The sequence below is a fragment of the Ferdinandcohnia sp. GQ5 genome, from assembly GCF_059759275.1.
The window spans coordinates 205878-221606 of sequence record NZ_JCAXEW010000007.1 but is presented as its reverse complement, the minus strand read 5'-3'; the positions used below and the strand labels follow the sequence as shown (position 1 = coordinate 221606).

The window sequence follows — 15729 nt, the reverse complement described above, 5'->3', positions numbered from 1 at the left end:
ATTGAAGCAGCCTTGGTGGAAGAAGTCTGTGGTTTATCAAATTTATCCAAAGAGTTTTAAAGATACAACTGGAAACGGTGTCGGTGACCTACAAGGGATCATTGAAAAGCTTGATTACCTGAAAAACCTTGGTGTGGACGTCGTTTGGCTAACGCCGATTTACAAATCTCCACAGCGGGATAACGGGTACGATATTAGCGATTATTTTGCGATTCAAGAAGAATACGGTACGATGGAGGATTTTGACCGCTTGCTAGAGGAAGCTCATTCACGCGGTATTAAAATCATCATGGACATCGTTGTGAATCATACCTCGACTGAAAACGAATGGTTCAAGCAGTCCAGGCAGTCAAAGGACAACCCGTATCGCGACTATTATATTTGGAAAGACCCTAAAGATGGTCGCGAGCCAACGAATTGGGAATCAAAGTTCGGGGGGAATGCCTGGAAGTATGATGAAACAACAGGTCAGTACTATCTCCACCTTTTTGACGTAACCCAAGCGGATCTTAATTGGGAAAATGAAGAGGTTCGTCAAAAAGTATATGACATGATGACTTTTTGGTTTGAAAAAGGGGTAGATGGTTTCCGTCTAGATGTAATCAATCTTATCTCAAAAGACCAGAGTTTCCCGGATGATGACGGATCTGTCCCTCCAGGTGACGGCCGGAAGTTTTATACAGATGGGCCGCGCGTCCATGAGTTCATGCACGAAATGAATCAGAATGTTTTTTCGAAATACGATAGTATGACTGTTGGGGAGATGTCCTCAACAACCATTGAAGATTGTATTAAATATTCAAATCCTGACCGTGAAGAATTGAGCATGACCTTTAATTTTCATCATTTAAAGGTGGATTATCCGAACGGTGATAAGTGGACAGTTGCCGACTTTGATTTCCAAGCCTTAAAGAGAATCCTTTCAACGTGGCAGGTTGAAATGCATAAGGGTGGAGGTTGGAATGCACTGTTCTGGTGCAACCATGACCAACCACGGATTGTTTCAAGATATGGGAACGATGGTGAGTATTTAACGGAATCCGCAAAAATGCTTGCAACTACCATTCATATGATGCAAGGTACGCCTTATATTTACCAAGGTGAAGAGTTTGGAATGACCAATCCGAAGTTCAATGACATCTCTGAGTATCGTGATGTGGAGTCCATCAATATCTACAATATTAAAAAAGAACAAGGAATGAGCAACGACGAAATTATCGAGATTCTTAAACATAAATCTCGTGATAATTCTCGGACACCTGTGCAGTGGGATGCAAGTGAACATGCTGGATTCACAAGCGGAACGCCATGGATTAATGTTGCTTCAAATTACAAAACAATCAATGCGCAAAATGCGTTAGAGGATAAAAACTCAGTCTTCTATCATTATCAAAAATTGATAAGGCTCCGTAAGGATTATGACATTATTACGTATGGAGATTATGAATTATTGCATGAGGACCATCCTGAAATCTTTGCGTATGTTCGTAATGGTGAGAATGAGAAGCTTCTAGTTGTAAACAATTTCTATGGAAGAGAAACAACATTTGGAATTCCTGCAGGATTAAATGTAAGTGAGTATACAAGTGACTTACTCGTTTCCAACTATGAGAATTCGCAAATAGATATTTCAAAAGGAATCAAATTACGTCCATACGAATCCGTTGTCTACCATTTGACAAAATAAACAATGAGCCATACCTTAGGGTGTGGCTCATTTTCATAAACGTTATTCTTTTTCATTCGGTAGAGGGTCGATTCTTTTTGAATCATCGTTATCCATCGAAGTGGCGACAAAGTAAAACCAGAATCCAGCGGAGATAAAATACAACACAGACATGCCAATGAGCGTTAGCCAAAGTCCTAGCAAATGTATTCCCCCCTTTAGATGGGACACAGGGACAGGTCCGTTGTCCCAAAGTTACAATGCCCTTTTTATAGATATATGCAAGGGGGAAAAGTTATTGACATAATCTTATAAATTATGTAGCGCCATAATAAAAAAAACGCGATAAGCGGGTTTTAATAAGGGTTATTTTGATTTTTGATCCAATCTTCTTTTGTAAGGTAAAAATAAATTAGGTTTTCTCTTAGGACGGCGTCTCTTCTAAAACCTAAGCGATTCATTAGGGCAATTGATTTTTCATTGCGTGGGTCAACGGTTGCGTCTATGGTTTCAAGGGACATTGCATTAAACCCATATTCCAATAATGATTTCATAGCTTCAGACATGAACCCACTTCCCCAATGCCCTTTGGATAGATCAAATCCAACCTCACCAATAAATTCATTATGATTTCTAATATAGTGGAAACCACAGGTACCAATAAACTCCTCTTTTTCTTTTGTGAATATTCCCCAACGGCAACCGGTATCTTCTAAATGATAAGTAATAATTTCTTCCGCTTCAGTAAGACTTTTGCATGGTTCGATATCCATATAACGTGTAATGTCCTCATCGGAAAATAGCTGAAAAACCTCTTCGGTATGCTCCAATGTGAGCACTTTTAGGTATAACCTTTCCGTTTCAATATCACGGTAATTCAATGATTTTATTAACATTTTATCCCTCATTTTCCCTCAAAAAAACTATCCAAACAAAAATGTCCAGATAGTCATATATGGTTCTATGTATTATTTGTTTTTGCGCAAACTTCCGAGTTCTTCAACAAGTGCCTGCATTTCGTTAGGGCTAAATGAGTTCTTTTTCATGGTAAGGTCGTAAATGTCTTTTAATTCTTCATACATTTCTTCATCAAAATGGGAAGGCTTAATGGCACCAAGGTTAAGAACTTTAAGTTTTTCTTTAATTTTTTCTATCATAAACTCTACGTTTTCGACCGACTTTTGTGAGAGATCCATGTTTTCATCCTTTCAATTTTCAGTGTATTCTTATTGTAACACGTTTCTGCTATTATTTAATATGGCGAGGTACGGAAAAATATGACATGAAGGAGAATGGACAAAAATGATAAAGGTATTATTCGTATGCTTAGGGAATATCTGTAGATCACCGATGGCAGAGGCCATTTTTCGTGATTTAGTACAAAAAGAAGGGCTAGCGGATCGAATCCAAGTAGATTCAGCGGGAACTGGGGACTGGCATATTGGACATCCGCCACATAAAGGCACTCAAACCATTTTAACAAAATATAATATCTCATTTGAAGGGATTAAGGCACGTCAAGTGATGCCGGAAGATCTCGGTCAATTTGATTATATTATTGCAATGACTCAGATAACTTAGGAAACCTTCAAAAAATGATAACTGGCGAAAAAACAGGTCGGATTCAACGGCTCCTTGATTATGTTGATGATAGTAAGGTTGCAGATGTACCTGACCCTTACTACACTGGGAATTTTGATGAGGTGTACGAGCTTGTGACCAACGGTTGTAAACGACTGTTAGAGGTCATTAAAAAGGAAAACCTGGTTGGAAAGGAGTAGTACAAATGGCGAAGCGTAATAAAATGGTGGAAGGCATGGTCATAGGTGCTGCCATTGGTGCAGCAATTTCTTTATTTGATAAGGAAACAAGAGAGCAATTTTTACATACTAGTAAAAGAGTGAGTAAAAAGGCAGTTGAAGTGATGAAAAATCCACAACGATATACAGAGCTCGTTAAGGACCAGTTCAATTCTGTTCGTACAACAGTGGAGCAGGTTGCAGAGGATGTTCGTATCGTAACCTCAAAAGTAAATGAAATCGTTGAAACAACACCAGAAATTGTCGAAGCTGTCAAAGAAACAAAGGATGCAATTGCTAATAAAACGGAAGGTATGAGGGACGATAATATAGAGAGGTGAAGAAATGACCGAAGTTCGAACCTTAGATTTGCGGTTTATTAAGGAATTAATTTTGCGATATAAGGAAGATGAAGTAGGGAGTATGTCTGCAGAATTAGCCTATTTTTTCTTGCTTTCTTTATTCCCATTTTTAATCTTTCTCGTGACACTTATTGGATACCTGCCGATATCCCAAATAGATGTGTTGGCGTTTGTGAGACAGTATGCACCTGAAGGCACAGTTGATATGATTGAAGAAAACTTGAATTTTATAGTCAATTCAAATAAAGGCGGGCTATTATCAATAGGAATCATTGGTACATTGTGGTCGTCATCCAATGGAATCAACGCGGTCGTTAGGTCGTTCAATAAAGCATATGATGTAAAAGAAACCCGGAACTTCTTTATCACTCGTGGGATTTCAATACTTCTCACATTTGGGATGATATTTGTTATTATAGTCGCTTTATTATTACCCGTCTTCGGAAAACAAATTGGGATTTTTATGTTTTCGTCTTTTGGCTTGTCTGATGAATTTCTAGATGTGTGGAATGGAATTCGTTGGATTGTCAGTGCAGCTATCCTGTTTTTTGTATTTACGTTTTTGTACTGGGTGGCACCGAACCGTCCATTAAAAATTAAAGAAATCATATCAGGATCCTTTTTTGCGACTTTCGGTTGGATGTTCGTTTCCCTGGCGTTTTCCTATTATGTGAACAGCTTTGGCCATTATTCTACAACATATGGTAGCCTAGGTGCCATCATTGTACTGATGATTTGGTTCTATTTATCTGCAATGATCATCATCATCGGAGGAGAAATCAATGCCATTTTGAATTGCCATCGAATTAGGGATGGCCGTTAATTTTACCGTAAGTTACCTTCATGGAATGTGAGGTAGCGAGAGATAATAGAGGGTGTAAGTACAGTAAAAGGGAGGCCTTTATTATGTCTAAAAAAGACGGTGGAACAAAGCAAAAGGGAAAGAAAAATAGCCCAAAACAAAAAACTAGCAGTTCTGCAAACGGCAGTAACGGCTATCACTAAAAAGAGGACTTGACCGATGGGGTCAAGTCCTTATTTTATGACTTCAATAAGCGTAGTCCGTTTAAAATAACGAGAATGGTGCTTCCTTCATGGCCAATGACGCCAAATGGGAGGTCAATGATTTGAAAGAAGTTTGACAGGATTAACAGCATAATCACACTGATAGAAAAAATAATATTTTGTTTGATAATACGGTTCATGCGTTTTGAAAGCTTTACGGCTTCAGCAATTCGCGGAAGATCATTTTTCATCAGCACGACATCAGCAGTTTCAAGCGCAACATCCGTTCCTTGACCCATTGCAATCCCAACATTCGCAGTTGCCAAAGCAGGTGCATCATTGATTCCATCTCCAACCATCGCTACAGTCTCATAATTAGAAATAAGGCCTTTAATGTGGTTCACCTTTGTTTCTGGCAAACATTCTGCAATATGTTGGTCAACATGGCTTTCAGCCGCAATGGCTTCAGCTGTTTTTTCGCCGTCTCCAGTAAGCATAACGGTATAAATCCCAAGGTCTTTTATGTCAGAAATAGCTGAAACTGTATCATCGCGGACAACGTCTTTGAGTGCGAGAATACCAGCAATTTCTTCACCTGATTTTACATAAACAATCGTTTTACCTTCAGAAGCCAGTTGTTTCGCGATACCATTTTTAAAAGTAGCTACAGCTTCTTTTCCAACAAGATCAGCTTTCCCAATTAACCAAGGAGTCTCACCGACAATTGCTTTAACTCCATATCCAGGCATATCCTCAATGCCATCTATCGAGATAAGCTTCTGACCATTTGACTTAGCATGATTCACGATTGATTGTGCTAATGGATGTGTAGATTGATTTTCAATTGAAGATACAATTTGTAAAAATTCGTTATGATCAATTGAATCAGATACAATCACATCGGTTACGACAGGTTTTCCTTTTGTCAGTGTCCCTGTTTTATCAAATGCAATAGCTTTTAAATTACCTAACTGCTCAAGGTGAACCCCACCTTTAAACAGGATCCCGCGCCTTGCTCCATTTGAAATCGCCGATAATGTTGCTGGCATAATGGAGGCGACCAGAGCACATGGAGATGCAACTACTAATAAAATCATTGCTCGGTAGAAGGTCTCGGTCCATGTCCAACCTAATACAAAGTGTGGAAGAAACATCATTAAACCTACCGCAATTAAAACAAATTTGACGTACGTACCTTCAAATTTTTCAATAAATTGCTGGGAAGGGGACTTTTCACTTTGAGCGGATTGGACCAGCTTAATAATTTTTTGGAACAATGAATCTTCATTCGGCTTTGTCACTTCAACAGTGATGGACCCACGAAGATTAACTGTCCCCGCAAATACATCGTCACCAAGGGATTTACGTACAGGAATTGACTCACCTGTAATGGCCGCCTGGTCCACGTTTGTGTCACCTTTTAAAAGCTTACCGTCAGCTGGAATGCGCTCACCTGGTTTGACTAAAATCGCATCGCCAATTTGTAGAGAAGAAACATGGACGATTCTCTCAATGCCATTTACAACAAGTGTCGCTTCTTCAGGCTGAAGGCCCATAAGTGAAGAGATTTCCTTATGACTTTTATTCATTGTATAGGTTTCAAGAGCACCACTTAATGCGAAAATAAAGATTAAAATTGCACCCTCATTCCAGTATCCAATGATCGCAGAGCCAATGGCTGCAAAAATCATTAACATTTCTACATTTAATTCTTTTTCCGCAATCGTATCAGAAATCCCTTCCTTTGCTTTTGCATAACCACCAATTACAAACGCGAGAAGATACATAACAATGGAGGTGGTGTTGTGTTCGAAATGCCCTAATGTCCAGGCAATCGCAATTAAACCACCACTCGTTAGCGCTGCTATTAATTCACCGTGCTGCTTTACTTTTTCAAGGAGCGGAAAAGATTCATTATCTGTTTTATATACATGCTGTCGTCTTGGCGCAGTCTTTACTTCTGTACTCATTTCGTTCGCCTCCATTTTCTAATTGAGAAAAACAATCAATTATACATATCTAATTGAGAATAAAAATCAACTTGGTATTGCTAATTGAGAAAGGGAATCACAATCAATTGGCCATTTAAACAAGAAAACTGCAATCTTTTCGATAGCAGTTGCTAATTTAATTGATTTTTACTTTATAATTATTATTAATTATAACACACTACCCAATTTTTAAAAGTGTTTTTTATAATAATTTTAAATAAGCTTACAAGTTCATAAAAAAACAACTCGCCAACGAATGACGAGTTGTTCATCTTTTTATTCTGCGATTTCCTCATAGTGAAAATAGGTGGTGTTATAGATATGCTCGATATCTGCATCGGTCATATACATAAGCTCCGTTTTAGTAATTCCCCTAACTTTCTCAATAAACTCCATCATGTTTTTGCGCTCTTGCCTACTCATTACAATCATCCCCTTAAATTAATTTTCGTTCAATACATCTGTTTTAGAACAGTATATTAATTTATAATGTATTATATAACAGATTTTCAAAAAGCGTCAATAAGATTCTGAAAAATAGGCAGAAAATCATAGAAAAACAATAATAGCTCAGGTGCCTAACGATTGGCCTATGACCTCGATCCGATGGCGCCTTGAGCTAGATAATAAAAAAGACTCCCTAAAAAGGAAGTCAATTTTCAACAGTTTTGGTTGCCGTCCTCGTACCAAAGACAGAGAGAATGATAAATATTAAAAACAGAATCGTACCTATGACATTGAAAAAGCTGATACTTTCAAAGAATTGGATAAACAGTCCACCAACAAACGGTCCAACAAGGCTTCCGATGCTAAAGAAAACGCCACATAGAAGGTTTCCTGTAGGCAATAAATTCTTTGGCATTAAGTCTGTCATATAAGAGATTCCAAGTGAGAACGTTGATCCAACTGCCATTCCTGCAAACGTAATGCAGAGCCAAAGTCCGACATGAGAATGCTCAAGGAAGCTTGCAATGGTAAAACTTAAAAATCCTAAAAACAGTACAATCATTAAAATAGTTCTTCGACCAAACTTATCACTTAGAATTCCCAATGGAAGCTGGGTAATGATGCTACCGAGCGCAAATGAAGTTAGTAGAATTGAAACAAATCCCACATTTAAATCAATCCGTAATCCATAAACCGGGAAGCTTCCGTTAAGAGAGGACTCAAGAAAGCCATAAGCCATTGGCGGTAGAAAGGCAACCCATGCATATTTCCAGGCTTTAGAAAAACGATTGAATGTCTCTCTAAATGAATTCACCCCTAAATCCTGTTCCGGAAACTCATTATTTAGTAGAAATAAAAAGAACCAACCAATTAAACAAAGGACAGAAGATAGAATAAATGGCAGGGTTTCATTAATATTAACCAAAGGTGTCATTAACGGACCAGTTGCAAAGCCAAGCCCAAAGAATAATCCGTATAAGGAAATGTTTCTTCCACGCTTATTTTCAGGAGAAAATGATGTAATCCATGTTTGTGTTCCAAAATGCAAGGAGTGATCCCCAATTCCGATCAAGAGTCTTAGTACAAACCAGAACCAGAATGATTTCCATAATGGGAACATGGCAAGTGCCACGACAACGAGCAATCCTCCAAATAGAATGACTGGTTTGTAGCCATATTTCCTTAACGGATACTCCATAAATGGCGAAACAAGTAATATACCAATATATAGTGCAGTTGCATTTAATCCATTTAAAGTAGATGACATTCCGTTATTTTCAAAAATAACCGCAATTAAAGGAAGCAGCATACCCTGGCTAAACCCAGAAACTGCAACAATACTAACTAATATCCAAAACCTTAATTTCATGTTGTATTTCCCCCAGTTTCATTTCACAATCTAATGATACAAAATTAATCAGGGGTTGGAAATGGAAAAGAATGATTCTCTTTTCTTTTCATTCTTAGGAGAATTTGAGTAAACTAAAGATATCAGACAAAGACAGGGGGAACTTTCCATGATTTTTAAGATGCAAGAAGTCGGCTTTTATACAGATGTTGAATTTGGTAAGTTACAAGTTGCAGGAGACGAGGCATATGGGTTTCGACCATATCAGCTTCTCGTTTCGTCTATCGCAGTTTGCAGTGGGGGAACACTTCGCAAGGTCCTTGAAAAAAAGAGAATGCAGGTAGAGGATATCACCATTAAAACTGAAGTGGAGCGCAATGAGGCTCATGCGAACCGGGTCGAGAAAGTGTACATTCACTATGTGATAAAAGGAAAAGATTTAGCTGAACAGAAAATCCAGCGTTCGATTGAAGTTGCTCATCGAAATTGTCCGATCGCCCAATCCGTAGAGGGAAGCATCGACATTATTGAAACATTTGAGATTGTGGATGCATAAAAATACTTAAATAGAACATAATTTTTAAAGATAAAAACTACGCTAATTATGGGCGTAGTTTTTTAAATTTTCGTTTCGCTAAGTTAAAAGAAGGGTAGTGTTCCTATGAATCGAATCTTCTTGATTATGGTGATTATCGGTGTACCTTTATCAATCATTGGAAGTCTGCTGCATTGGCCAGCTGTCATCATGTTTATTGTGTACTGTTTAACCATTATCGCTTTGGCTGGATTTATGGGAAGAGCGACGGAAAGCCTTGCCATTATTGCTGGTCCACGAATTGGTGGTTTGTTAAACGCAACTTTTGGAAATGCCGTTGAACTTATTATTTCTATCTTTGCTTTAAAAGCGGGGCTTGTCACAGTTGTGCTTGCATCACTAACTGGTTCAGTGCTTGGTAACCTATTACTAGTAGGGGGTCTTTCCTTTTTAGTGGGAGGTATTAAGTTTAAAAGGCAGAAATTTAGTGTACATGATGCGCGGCACAATTCAGGGCTATTAATTTTTTCTGTCATACTTGCCTTTGTTATTCCAGAAGTTTTTTCAATGGACATGAATGATAGAGATACATTTACATTAAGTGTCGGAATATCAATTATTTTAATCATGTTATACTTAGCTGGGCTTTTCTTTAAGCTCGTTTCACATCGAGGCATTTATCAGGAAGATTCGGAACAGGTCGAAAGAGAAAATGCAGAGCATGAAGAACCTGAGTGGGGAAAATGGAAGGCGTTAATTATCTTGGCGCTGTCAACGATTGCGGTAGGGTATGTGTCTGAAAACCTCGTTCATACCTTTGATATCGTGGCGGAAGCGTTCGGTTGGAGTGAAATTTTTATCGGGATTATTATTGTGGCAATTGTCGGAAATGCTGCTGAGCATGCATCAGCCGTTATGATGGCTTATAAAAATAAAATGAATGTTGCTATTGAGATTGCAATTGGTTCAACATTACAGGTAGCGATGTTTGTTGCGCCGTTACTGGTATTGATTTCATTATTCCTTGACACACAAATGTCACTTGTTTTCTCGATGCCAGAACTTATTTCTATGATAACAGCAGTATTCTTAACTATTGCACTAACAAATGATGGTGAAACGAACTGGTTCGAAGGTGGCACTCTCTTAGCTGCATACGCCATTATGGGAATTGGATTTTATTTATTATAAGAAAAAAACGACTCTGTGTAGAACCTCCACACAGAGTCGTTTGGTGTTGTTTTAATCTTCTAAGTACTTTTTAAGGGATAACTTAACTTTTTTTCAATGGTGTTCTCATCGTCCGGCAACTCGATAGCATACCCCCTCCATTAAGGTATGGTCTCCTTATCCCTCCTTCATTTAAGGTATACTTAATAATATTTACATAACATTAAAAATATTCAATTTAATTTTAAAAAAATGAAAAAATATCGATAAATTTTATTAAGTTGATTATAATAAAATCCAATGTTTAAACTAATTTTTTATAAAAAATTTAACCTTTAGGGAGCTCATTCATGATCACACGGCGAATCTTATTCTTTTGCGTTGGGTTATTTGTTCTAGCACTGGGAATCAGTTTAATGATCATTGCAGATATTGGGGCTGGAGCATGGGACGCACTCAATGTTGGACTTTCAGAAACAATCGGCCTCACTGTAGGAAATTGGGTTATAATTGTTGGTATTTTTGTTATGCTTTTAAATGCGTTATTACTTAAAGAACGGCCAGCATACTTATCAATTGGAACTATCATTTTAATTGGCTTTTTTATAGACTTTTGGTTATTAGTTGCACTAGATGAATGGAATTTGGAAGGACTCGTCCTGAAGGCACTTGTTTTGTTAGGAGGGTTAGTAATCGCATCACTTGGGATAGCCATTTACCTGCAAGCTAAGTTTCCACTGTCACCGCTCGATAATCTAATGCTCGCAATTAGCAAACGATTTAAGTTGAGATTTGGGATTTCAAAAACAATTGGTGAGGCGACAGGCTTAGTGTTGGCTCTTTTGTTTGGAGGACCAATTGGCATTGGAACCTTGGTTGTTACCTTCGGAATTGGACCGATTATCCAATTCTTCTATCCACATTGTGAAAGGTTGATGGAAAAGGGCTTCGGTTCCAGGATAAAACCGAAAATTAGTTAGTCGGGCCTTCCGGGTGAACCGGAAGGCTTTTATATTAAGGCAGGTCTGGCTTTGTCCGATAAATTGGGGTTTATGTCCGAAATAATCTGATTTATGTCCGATAAAATGTGCCCAATGTCCGATATCTTATCAACTTTGTCCGATATATTCAAATATATGTCCGATATCTAGATTGAAAGCAAAGAATAGTTAGTCGGCCTTCCTGTGAACCGGAAGGCTTTTATAATGGAGTAAACCTCGATTTGTCCGATAAATTGGGGTTTATGTCCGAAATAATTTGATTTATGTCCGATAAAATGTGCTCAAAGTCCGATATCTTATCAACTGTGTCCGATATATTCAAACATATGTCCGATATCTAGATTGAAAGCAAAGAATAGTTAGTGGGCCTTCCGGTAAAAACGGAAGGCCTTTTAGTATGCCATTTTCGTGCTATTCATTTGTTCCGAGAAATTTCTAATAAAAGGATGGATAATCCGCAAATACTTCGAAAAAACTAATCACAAAGCTAAGGAAAGGAGTACCGATCTATGAAACGATATTTTCATTTTATAGTTGCCGCCATTTTTATGTTTAGTTTTGTTGCAGGAACAGCGATGGCGGAAGGTACCGAAAAGTCAAAGGGTAATAAAGCAGATAAATTCAAAATTCCTAGTTCTGTTTTAGACATATCACAAGATAATACGTACCCGAATCCAACGCAGGATTTGCCATACCTACAACCAAGTAAGCTCACAAAAGAGCTTATTAAGAGTGCTGATGTAGAAATCGAAAATCCAGATCTCATTCGTATCTTAAATGAGTCGGCAATTCAGACGACACCTCTAGCGGTTGGGTATCGCGCAACGATTTATTTAGGCCAATGGCCACTGAACTATGAATCGTCTGAAACAAGCACGAATTGGGAATATGAAAAAATCAATACGAATTATTATGACAATCGTGGTGGAAAGACTCCATATAAAATCCACTACAAACAGGAAATGCAAAAGTTTGTCAAAGGTGGACTAACAGCGGAGATTCAAGATGCTGAAGATGTAAAGAAAATGATGCTGATTGAGGCTGCGAAAAAGTCGAAGCTTCCACTTTCCTTTAAAACGATTATTGGTGGAGGAACGAAAAAAGATCAAATCTATAATGTACCCCCGAAAAAGCTAGGATACTTATATGCCTATGCGCCAGCCGTTAACGAAAAGGGGAAGGTTACATATGGTGAGGTTTATCTCGTTCTAAAAGGAAGCAAAAAATCAATCGTTGTTAAAAATGTGACTCATCAAGGAATCGGTGCATGGATTCCAGTCCAAGACCACGTTTCCTATGGTTTCCTCGTATCAGACACCCCAAGATAAACCGTTAAGACGGGATAAAAAAATTCGGGCGACACTCTGCGCCCGAATTTTTTATAGATTTGTACTCCGTTTTGTAAAGTCATCCTCTTTGTAATACGCATTTTTCACAAGAATATTAGGCCCAAGGCATTTCACTGCAGGGCAGTGGCAACTAATTTCTTTCGCGATTTTTGTTTGTGACCAATTGTCATATGCATCTTGTAGAGAGGTTGTTTGGATATTACCCAGTGGAGGAGTGTCTCCGAAATCAGTTACGATAATATCCCCGTTGAAAATATTCACATTCAATCGAGAGCGACCATCGGGGTCATTACGAACTGTTACATTTTTACTTGAATAAAGTCTCTTTAGTAAAGTAAGATCATCCTCATTGTGACTGCACGGATAAAATGGCAAGGTGCCAAACAACATCCACACATCCTCATTGCGAATATCAAGGAGTTGATGAATGGCGCTCCTAATTTCTTCAAGTGACAGCACCTCTAGATTGCTTGCAAAATCGCTTGGGTACATAGGATGCACCTCATGTCGGCCACACTCCATTTCCTCCACAATTTGTTTATGAATTGTTTCTAAATGTGGTAGAGTACGTTTATTTAACATGGTTTCTGCAGCAACCATCACTCCAGCTCTCGATAAAGCTTTACTATTTTCAATCATTCGCTGAAAATAACGTTCGCGCTGTTCAAATGATGGCTTTTTCTCCATCATCGCAAATCCACCTTCAACAAAATCATCGACCGTTCCCCAGTTATGTGAAATATGAAGCACATCTAAATAAGGAACAATTTTTTCATACCGCGCGAGATCCAGCGTGAGATTTGAATTGATTTGAGTACGAACCCTTCTTTCATGGGCATACTTAAGAAGAGGAACCACATAATTCGCAACAGATTTCGTTGATAGCATTGGTTCGCCACCTGTGATACTTAAGGACCGAAGCTTCGGAATTTCATCTAGGCGTTTTAACAATAAATCGATTGGTAAAGTATTTGGATCCTTTGGTTGTAATGTGTAGCCAACCGCACAATGCTCGCATCTCATGTTACAGAGATAGGTCGTTGTAAATTCAATATTGGTAAGTTGCATTGAGCCATATTGCTCAACATCTAAATAAGCCTCCCACGGGTCATGTGCGGGAGAAATTCGAATAGAAGATTGTAATTTTGACATATGTAACTCCTTTATTCAGATTTGTTAAATCACAAATCGCCATAGGCATTGTATTGAAAAGAATAATAGTTGTCAATGCAAACATCTTTTACTAAGATAAAAAGATATCGGAAAATGAAAGGAACGTTGTCACTTGGGAAACGCAATTCAAGATAAGGACTTACAAATAACCTATTTAAAAAATCGACTAAATATGTTTTTAGAGGTAATTGATTCGATGGACCCTGAATCAACTGATCTAGAAGACATCGACCGTCTAATTGGAATGCTCGATGACTTGGAAGGAAAATACGAACGATTTAAAAAGGATTGGAAAGAATAAAAGATTGAAGGACGCTCAGCATTCGTGCTGGGCGTTTGATTGTTTTTGAATGGACTGACTTAAGGAAAGCAAAAAAACATCGAATCATGCCCGATCTTCGAGTGAGAAGGTGGGAAAAGTAAGGGTGTGAATCGTGCCCGATTGTTGAGCGAGAAGGAGCGAAAGGTAACGCAAGGGTGTGGATCGTGCCCGATTGTCGAGTGAGAAGGAGTGAAGGGTAACGCAAGCGAATCGAAACGGTGTATATAAAAAACAGTGGATTTAAGAAAATCCACTGTTACATACGCCTTATATGGAACCGTCCTCGGGGTGCCCTTGGTTCTTCGTCTCCAAAGTCAATCCTTCTACAACAACGTCTTCATCAATTTCCAATAGCAAACAACGCTTGCCTTGGTACATAATGTATTTGACGTATCTGAGGTCTTTTGGACCGAGTGTAAGCTTAGCTACTTTGGTGTTGATTTTGATTGATTTTGGAACGAGATTCGCTGCTTTGAATTCATGACGCTCATCATCGACTACACTTTTAAAAGCATGTTCCACCTTTACTGTGTCCACATTTTCTACGCCGCTCACCTTTAAGATGCGCTCAACGTCTTGGTAGTTGATCATCGGTGGTTCGCTTTCTTCCTGTTCCTCTTCTTCTTTTTCTTGAACGAAGCGGTCGATTTCTTCATATACGTTCGAGATAACCTCAGATTCTACCTTGTCCCCAATGACATTTTTCAAGATCATTTCAAAGCCGATTTTATCATCTTCCGCTGTCATGATATCTTCACAATTCAATACATCGGAAATAAATGTATAGCTAGGCTCATTCGCCTTTCCAGATGCATAAAGGATATGATTTACGTCCGCTGCATTGTCGTTAAAGGCTGGAAAAAGAAAACCCGTTAACGGAGCAGTCAGATTTATTACTGGGTCCAGCTCAGTATTTGGTTTAAATGTTCTTTCAATATAGTCAAAAACCAATGACTTTTTCGGTTGGTCCATTTTATTCACACTGCAAAGAATGAGCGGGCTAAAATAAACCTCATCAGAGCCGCCAATCTCAGATTCTGGGTCACGTTTTCGAGTTGGCTTACGGTATTCGGCACGGATGAATGTCACTACAGTGTCAAACTCGTAAACCTTATGGGCGTACATTTTCTCCACGATTTGTAGCATTTGCTCCAACCATTCTTCGGTGTCCTCCATTTGTAGTCCGTCGTACAGAAGGTCGCGTGTGCTATTCTCCACACCATGCTGGAACTTTAATTCAAACAGCTTTGTATCAAGTTGACCTGCTAATGTCTTTTTAAAGTTATCTAAAAACAATTCTTGCGCTTCCTGCTCAAGTAGCTCGAATGGCTGGCAAATATGATGATAAATCTCATTGGATTCTTTTTTAACATATACATTGAAAATTTCTTTGATGTTTAAGTATTGATTATTTAACTTAAATTGCTTTCGGATGTTTGCGATATCTTTTTTATTCACTAATCTCAACTCCCATTTTCTGATTATACATGTTGGCTTCAAAAATTGTAATGATTGATTTTTTCATTTATGTATGAGCACTACCGGTATGAAAACCCATATA

At 38.3% G+C, this 15729-nt stretch carries 16 protein-coding genes and 1 pseudogene; 9 read left to right on the top strand and 8 right to left on the bottom strand.

Annotation, left to right across the window (positions count from 1 at the left end; all coding sequences use genetic code 11):
• The first annotated feature begins 1 nt into the window (after position 1).
• A complete protein-coding gene (gene treC / locus AC6CHV_RS11045; protein WP_440272648.1) occupies positions 2–1687 on the top strand; it encodes an alpha,alpha-phosphotrehalase in 1686 nt (561 codons plus the stop codon).
• A 42-nt stretch (positions 1688–1729) separates the two neighbouring features.
• Here the strand turns inward: treC and AC6CHV_RS11040 are convergent, their stop codons facing one another.
• From AC6CHV_RS11040 to AC6CHV_RS11030, 3 genes are all read right to left on the bottom strand, one after another.
• A complete protein-coding gene (locus AC6CHV_RS11040; protein ID WP_165918260.1) occupies positions 1730–1870 on the bottom strand; it encodes a hypothetical protein in 141 nt (46 codons plus the stop codon).
• A gap of 152 nt (positions 1871–2022) precedes the next feature.
• Positions 2023–2562, bottom strand: a complete 540-nt coding sequence (locus tag AC6CHV_RS11035; RefSeq protein WP_440272647.1) for a GNAT family N-acetyltransferase — start codon at positions 2560–2562, stop codon at positions 2023–2025.
• 72 nt (positions 2563–2634) lie between these two features.
• The gene (locus tag AC6CHV_RS11030) at positions 2635–2862 is read right to left on the bottom strand and encodes a DUF1128 domain-containing protein (RefSeq protein WP_099355475.1); all 228 of its coding nucleotides are present in this window, start codon (positions 2860–2862) and stop codon (positions 2635–2637) included.
• 106 nt (positions 2863–2968) lie between these two features.
• Here AC6CHV_RS11030 and AC6CHV_RS11025 point away from each other — a divergent pair.
• From AC6CHV_RS11025 to AC6CHV_RS11015, 3 genes and pseudogenes are all read left to right on the top strand, one after another.
• Positions 2969–3447: pseudogene (locus AC6CHV_RS11025) on the top strand (low molecular weight protein-tyrosine-phosphatase).
• Positions 3448–3452: 5 nt separating this feature from the next.
• Positions 3453–3806, top strand: coding sequence for a YtxH domain-containing protein (locus tag AC6CHV_RS11020; RefSeq protein ID WP_440272645.1), 354 nt, complete (start codon positions 3453–3455; stop codon positions 3804–3806).
• Positions 3807–3810: 4 nt separating this feature from the next.
• Complete coding sequence (locus AC6CHV_RS11015) at positions 3811–4650, top strand: YihY/virulence factor BrkB family protein (RefSeq protein WP_440272644.1); 840 nt, start codon at positions 3811–3813, stop codon at positions 4648–4650.
• A 217-nt stretch (positions 4651–4867) separates the two neighbouring features.
• Here AC6CHV_RS11015 and AC6CHV_RS11010 read toward each other — a convergent pair whose 3' ends face one another.
• The 3 genes from AC6CHV_RS11010 to AC6CHV_RS11000 all read right to left on the bottom strand — a co-directional run bounded on the left by AC6CHV_RS11010 (position 4868) and on the right by AC6CHV_RS11000 (position 8639).
• Positions 4868–6802, bottom strand: a complete 1935-nt coding sequence (locus AC6CHV_RS11010) for a heavy metal translocating P-type ATPase (RefSeq protein WP_498078909.1) — start codon at positions 6800–6802, stop codon at positions 4868–4870.
• A 297-nt stretch (positions 6803–7099) separates the two neighbouring features.
• The gene (locus tag AC6CHV_RS11005) at positions 7100–7246 is read right to left on the bottom strand and encodes a BH0509 family protein (protein WP_121448742.1); all 147 of its coding nucleotides are present in this window, start codon (positions 7244–7246) and stop codon (positions 7100–7102) included.
• A 229-nt stretch (positions 7247–7475) separates the two neighbouring features.
• Positions 7476–8639 carry an MFS transporter gene (locus tag AC6CHV_RS11000; RefSeq protein ID WP_498078908.1) on the bottom strand — a complete coding sequence of 388 codons (1164 nt, stop codon included), beginning with the start codon at positions 8637–8639 and terminating at the stop codon, positions 7476–7478.
• Between the two features lie 148 nt (positions 8640–8787).
• On the opposite strand from AC6CHV_RS11000, the gene AC6CHV_RS10995 reads away from it, so the two are divergent.
• The 4 genes from AC6CHV_RS10995 (at position 8788) to AC6CHV_RS10980 (ending at position 12652) form a co-directional block, all read left to right on the top strand.
• Positions 8788–9174, top strand: a complete 387-nt coding sequence (locus AC6CHV_RS10995; protein ID WP_440272641.1) for an OsmC family protein — start codon at positions 8788–8790, stop codon at positions 9172–9174.
• A 105-nt stretch (positions 9175–9279) separates the two neighbouring features.
• Positions 9280–10344, top strand: a complete 1065-nt coding sequence (gene cax / locus AC6CHV_RS10990; RefSeq protein ID WP_440272640.1) for a calcium/proton exchanger — start codon at positions 9280–9282, stop codon at positions 10342–10344.
• Between the two features lie 329 nt (positions 10345–10673).
• Entirely contained in the window at positions 10674–11303 is a 630-nt protein-coding gene (locus AC6CHV_RS10985; protein ID WP_498078907.1) for a DUF6198 family protein, read from the top strand.
• A gap of 530 nt (positions 11304–11833) precedes the next feature.
• Entirely contained in the window at positions 11834–12652 is an 819-nt protein-coding gene (locus AC6CHV_RS10980; protein WP_121448737.1) for a YfkD famly protein, read from the top strand.
• Positions 12653–12703: 51 nt separating this feature from the next.
• On the opposite strand, the gene yfkAB is transcribed toward AC6CHV_RS10980, so the two are convergent.
• On the bottom strand, positions 12704–13825 hold the full coding sequence (gene yfkAB / locus AC6CHV_RS10975; RefSeq protein ID WP_498078906.1) for a radical SAM/CxCxxxxC motif protein YfkAB: 1122 nt from the start codon (positions 13823–13825) through the stop codon (positions 12704–12706).
• Positions 13826–13958: 133 nt separating this feature from the next.
• Here yfkAB and AC6CHV_RS10970 point away from each other — a divergent pair, with 133 nt between their 5' ends.
• Positions 13959–14147 (top strand): SE1561 family protein, encoded by a 189-nt coding sequence (locus AC6CHV_RS10970; RefSeq protein ID WP_498078905.1) that lies wholly within the window; start codon positions 13959–13961, stop codon positions 14145–14147.
• Positions 14148–14435: 288 nt separating this feature from the next.
• Here the strand turns inward: AC6CHV_RS10970 and AC6CHV_RS10965 are convergent, their stop codons facing one another.
• Entirely contained in the window at positions 14436–15626 is a 1191-nt protein-coding gene (locus AC6CHV_RS10965) for a DUF4317 family protein (RefSeq protein WP_498078904.1), read from the bottom strand.
• Between the last annotated feature and the right edge of the window lie 103 nt (positions 15627–15729).

What these genes read in the sequence shown, in the direction of transcription:
- AC6CHV_RS11035 (WP_440272647.1), bottom strand. Translation starts at nt 2,562, where the DNA reads ATGTTAATAAAATCATTGAATTACCGTGATATTGAAACGGAAAGGTTA.
- AC6CHV_RS11030 (WP_099355475.1), bottom strand. Translation starts at nt 2,862, where the DNA reads ATGGATCTCTCACAAAAGTCGGTCGAAAACGTAGAGTTTATGATAGAA.
- AC6CHV_RS11020 (WP_440272645.1), top strand. Translation starts at nt 3,453, where the DNA reads ATGGCGAAGCGTAATAAAATGGTGGAAGGCATGGTCATAGGTGCTGCC.
- AC6CHV_RS11015 (WP_440272644.1), top strand. Translation starts at nt 3,811, where the DNA reads ATGACCGAAGTTCGAACCTTAGATTTGCGGTTTATTAAGGAATTAATT.
- AC6CHV_RS11010 (WP_498078909.1), bottom strand. Translation starts at nt 6,802, where the DNA reads ATGAGTACAGAAGTAAAGACTGCGCCAAGACGACAGCATGTATATAAA.
- AC6CHV_RS11005 (WP_121448742.1), bottom strand. Translation starts at nt 7,246, where the DNA reads ATGAGTAGGCAAGAGCGCAAAAACATGATGGAGTTTATTGAGAAAGTT.
- AC6CHV_RS11000 (WP_498078908.1), bottom strand. Translation starts at nt 8,639, where the DNA reads ATGAAATTAAGGTTTTGGATATTAGTTAGTATTGTTGCAGTTTCTGGG.
- AC6CHV_RS10995 (WP_440272641.1), top strand. Translation starts at nt 8,788, where the DNA reads ATGATTTTTAAGATGCAAGAAGTCGGCTTTTATACAGATGTTGAATTT.
- cax (WP_440272640.1), top strand. Translation starts at nt 9,280, where the DNA reads ATGAATCGAATCTTCTTGATTATGGTGATTATCGGTGTACCTTTATCA.
- AC6CHV_RS10985 (WP_498078907.1), top strand. Translation starts at nt 10,674, where the DNA reads ATGATCACACGGCGAATCTTATTCTTTTGCGTTGGGTTATTTGTTCTA.
- AC6CHV_RS10980 (WP_121448737.1), top strand. Translation starts at nt 11,834, where the DNA reads ATGAAACGATATTTTCATTTTATAGTTGCCGCCATTTTTATGTTTAGT.
- yfkAB (WP_498078906.1), bottom strand. Translation starts at nt 13,825, where the DNA reads ATGTCAAAATTACAATCTTCTATTCGAATTTCTCCCGCACATGACCCG.